Source organism: Actinomycetospora lutea (genome assembly GCF_028737205.1).
Lineage (GTDB): Bacteria > Actinomycetota > Actinomycetes > Mycobacteriales > Pseudonocardiaceae > Actinomycetospora > Actinomycetospora lutea.
In genome coordinates, this window is the sequence record NZ_JAQZAL010000105.1 from 1 (window position 1) to 1034 (window position 1034).

At 72.3% G+C, this 1034-nt stretch carries 1 pseudogene; it reads left to right on the forward strand.

Features of this window, described 5'->3' with window-relative positions:
- The first annotated feature begins 51 nt into the window (after positions 1-51).
- Positions 52-1015: pseudogene (locus tag PHK61_RS32245) on the forward strand (IS5 family transposase).
- Positions 1016-1034 lie beyond the last annotated feature (19 nt).

Consider the following 1034-nt stretch of genomic DNA (forward strand, 5'->3'; position numbering starts at 1 on the left):
CTAGGGCGTGTCTCCTGAATCTTGAGCGTGATGTCGGCGAGCATGCTGGCCGTGGCCAGGATCGGGCAGCTCTCGGACGGCGCGTGGAAGCGGATCGAGTTGCTTCTGCCCAGCTCAGCGGGATGTCGGGGCGGGCAGTGGCGCGATCACCGGCAGGTGATCGAGGCGATCGCCTGGCGGTATCGCACCGGTTCGCCGTGGCGAGACCTGCCCCCGGAACTGGGGCCGTGGCAGACCGCGTGGAAGCGCCTGGACCGCTGGAGCCGCGACGGCACGCTGGATCGACTGCTGGCCGCGGCCCACTGCGACGCCGAGGTCGCCGGGGACCTGGACTGGGTGGTCAGCGTCGACTCCACGATCGCCCGCGCACATCAGCACGCCGCCGGCGCCCGCCACCGGCGCCATGACGACCACCATGTCGCGGAGGACTCCGCCGAGGCCACCACGGACACAGGGGGCGAGATCGAATCACAAGGATCCGCCCGAGCCCGACGCCGAGCCTGACCGGGTCCTCGAGGTCCTCGAGCCCGACGACCACGCCCTCGGGCGCTCCCGCGGCGGGCTCTCGACCAAGCTGCACCTGTGCTGCGACGGTCGCGGTCTGCCGTTGAGCGTGGCGCTGACCCCGGGCCAGGCCGGCGACAATCCCCAGGTCCTGGGCTTGCTCGACGCGCTGCGGGTGCAGACCCCCGGGCCCGGGCGGCCACGGTGCCGCCCCGAGCGGGTCATCGCCGACAAGGCGTACTCGCACCCCAGTACCCGCGCCGGGCTGCGCCGTCGGGGCATCGCGGCGACCATCCCCGAGCGCGATGACCAGCTCGCCCGCCGCCGCGCCCGCGGACCCGGACGCCCATACGCGTTCGACGCCGAGACCTACAAGCGGCGCAACGTCGTCGAGCGCTGCTTCAACCGCCTCAAACAGTGGCGCGGCATCGCCACCCGCTACGACAAGACCGCCCGCAACTACCGCGGCGGAGTCCTGCTCGCCAGCCTCGTGCTCTGGTCCCGGTCGTGATCCAAGAGACACGCCCTAG